Genomic DNA, 3,251 nt, shown 5'->3' with positions numbered 1-3,251 from the left:
ATATATAATACATATTACAAGATGTTTTATAAGTGATTATATAAATAAAATATTTTTTTAATATTATGTTTATTTTCCGATAATTATAACAGTATATAATGGATAAGTGTATTATGAAAAAAATAATAGTATTGATTTTAATTAATGTTTCAATTTTATTTTCACAAAACAGCAATGATTTAATGCAAAGTATAAATGATAACAATATAGAAGAAATAAAAAATATTATAAGAGATGGATATAATTTAGATATATTTGATTCTAAATATAATATGACTCCTTTAATGTACGCTGCTAGAAATGGCAATATTGAAATTGTGAGAGAGCTTCTTAATTTTGGTGCGAAAGATATTGATATGGCGTTTTATATTTCATGTATGGAAGGTTATTGGGATATAGCTAAAGAATTAAATAATGCTGGTGCTAGTAATTATAATATTGCTGTTAGTTATGCTGCTTTTGGAGGAAAATTAGATATTGTTCAAGAGCTTATTAATATGGGGGCAAAAGATATTAATAGTGCTTTGGTGAGTGCTTGCGAGGGCGGAGATATTGATACTATAAATTATTTAATAGAGATGGGAGCTAATGTTAATGCTGAAACTTTTTTATTTGTATATAGAAATTATGAAGGAGCTATAAGAAAATCCCCTTTATCAGCATCAAAAGATTTAAATATTACAAAAAGATTAATAGATGCAGGTGCTACTAATTTAAATGACGCTTTAATTTATAATGCAAAAAATAATAACACTAATATGGTATTTAATTTAATAGAATTAGGGGCTGATGTAAACTCCTATGAAACTAATAACGGTAAAAGTGTTTTAATGTATTCAATAGAGAGAGAAGACGCTAATTTAGACAATATAAAAAAATTAATAGAGTTGGGAGCAGATGTGCAAGCTAGAGATAGAAATGGAAATAGTGTTTTAATACGTTCTGTAATGTATCAATATGAGAAAAAGATAGAAGAGTATAATAAAACAATTTACAAAACATTCGGCACAGACATTAATATTATAGAAGTGCTGTTAAAAGCAGGAGCAAATCCTACAGATAGAAACAATTATGATAATACAGCATATAGACTTGCAGCAAGAAAAAAAAGAAAAGATGTAATAGAGCTATTTGATTCTTATATTGAAAAGAAGTAGTGAAAAGATTGTAAAAATAGGAAATACTTGATGATAAAGACTATAGCCGAAAATTATAATATATTAGAAATAACAACAAGAATATTAGTAGCCTATATAGTAGGTGCTTTAATAGGGTGGGAGAGGGCTCAGCATAAAAAGCCTATAGGAAGCAGAACTACAAGTATCGTATGTATGGGGGCTGCCATATTATCTTGTTATGAGGAAGTATTTGCAAAAAGTATATTAATACAAAATAGTCAATTAATGGAGATAGGAAGTAAATTATTATATTCTATGCCAGATTATAGCAGAATAACAGCACAGATTGTTTCTGGCATTGGTTTTTTAGGTGCCGGCATGATTATACAAAACAGAGGAAAATTGCATGGAATAACTACTGCTGCTATTGTATGGGTTACTGCTTGTTTGGGTATAGTTATAGGTTCTGGAGAATGGGTGCTTTCTGCTATTGGGTGTTTTTGTATATTTTTAAGTACATCAATTTATAGAGTGCCTTATTTTCTAGCACATAAAAATCATTCTGTTATATATTTAATAGAATACAATAATAAAATTGATATTGAAAGCGAGATAGATAAATTTGGTATAAAAATTATGAGATTTCAAATTGTAGGCTGGAAAGAAAATGAATGCAAAAAAGATGAAAATGAACTTCCAAATATAATAGGGAAAATACATATATTTGTGCCTAATTTAGATTATGGCAATATAGAAAAAATCTTTATTAATTCAAATATAAAGCCTATAAAAAAATTACGTTATATGAATGAAAAAGTAGATTTAAATAGTTTATAAATAATATTATTTTTTATAGCTTTTATTTATCAAAACATTAAACTAAATGATACTATTTAAATTTTATTAATCTTTAGGAAGTAATTTTATAGGATCTAAAGCTCTTCCTCTATATGATATCTTGAAATATAACTCACTTTTATCAACTAAGCCAGTATCGCCTATATCTCCTATATAATCGCCTTTGTTTACAATATCTCCTAATTTTACTGCTATTTTAGATAAATGAGCATAAGAAGTTGTAAAGCCATTTTTATGTTTTATTATAACTACTTTGCCGAATCCTCTAATATCATTGGCATATTCTACAATACCATAATCTGAAGCTGATACTTTATCTCCAATGTTTCCTAATATATTTATTCCTCTGTTTGCAAGCTTATATGTATCAACACCATATCTAGCAATTATTATACCTCTATAAGGCCATTGAAATGAAGAGTCTGGTATAGTTTCATCAGCATATTCACTTTTTATAGTTTCTATTTTTAAATTAGCTCCAATCTGTAAAGTGTATTTACTTGCATCTTTTATGTTATTTATCTCTAATAATTTTTTTAATTCCATTTTATTGTTTCTTGCTATAGAATATAAAGTATCCCCCTTTTGAACTTTATAATTAGAAACAACAATTTTATTAATCTTTTCCCTTTCTCCATATACTTTTAATACATCGCCTGCTTTTAATACATAATTATTATCTAATCCATTTAATGAATAAAGCTCTACTAAGTCCATTTTTTTAGCAACTGCTATTTCACTTAAAGTATCTCCGTTTTTTACTTTATAACTTTCTATTTTTATATAATCAGATTTTTCTATAGAGTTACTATCAAGCTTAACAGATATTTTATCATATACTTTTATATTGTCTCCAATTTTCAATACATAATCTCTTTTTAATGAGTTTAATTTTAATAAATCATCTAAAGACATAGAATTATTTATAGCTATAGCACCAAGAGTATCGCCTCTTTGTACTTTATATATTTTAGTTGTTCTTGAAGAATCTACTTTATTTTGTATTTTTGATTGTATTTTTAATGTTTCTCCTACTTTAAGTTTGTATGTTAGAGGGTTTGATATATTATTTATTTTTAGAAACTCATTAACAGACATATCATTTTCAAAAGCAATTCCGTATAGAGTGTCCCCATTTTTTACTTTATAATCTATATAGTTATTATTTTTTTCTGTATTTATATTCTCTTTTATTTCTTCAACATCTTTATTTTCTACTCTTTCAATATTAGAGTCATTATTATTTTTTACTTTTAGAGTTTCACCAACTTTAAG

General features: G+C 26.0%; 3 protein-coding genes. 2 read left to right on the top strand and 1 reads right to left on the bottom strand.

What is annotated here, in order from left to right; translation table 11 throughout:
• Positions 1–113: 113 nt before the first annotated feature.
• The gene (locus E6A48_RS02060; protein ID WP_219708324.1) at positions 114–1,157 is read left to right on the top strand and encodes an ankyrin repeat domain-containing protein; all 1,044 of its coding nucleotides are present in this window, start codon (positions 114–116) and stop codon (positions 1,155–1,157) included.
• A 30-nt stretch (positions 1,158–1,187) separates the two neighbouring features.
• A complete protein-coding gene (locus E6A48_RS02055; protein WP_219708323.1) occupies positions 1,188–1,955 on the top strand; it encodes an MgtC/SapB family protein in 768 nt (255 codons plus the stop codon).
• 66 nt (positions 1,956–2,021) lie between these two features.
• Here the strand turns inward: E6A48_RS02055 and E6A48_RS02050 are convergent.
• On the bottom strand, positions 2,022–3,251 hold a 1,230-nt coding region (locus E6A48_RS02050; protein WP_219708322.1), incomplete at its 5' end, for a LysM peptidoglycan-binding domain-containing protein.

It is taken from the genome of Brachyspira pilosicoli (assembly GCF_019402445.1).
GTDB lineage: Bacteria > Spirochaetota > Brachyspiria > Brachyspirales > Brachyspiraceae > Brachyspira > Brachyspira pilosicoli_B.
The sequence above is the reverse complement of the archived record's forward strand: the minus strand, read 5'-3'. Positions and strand labels throughout refer to the sequence as shown.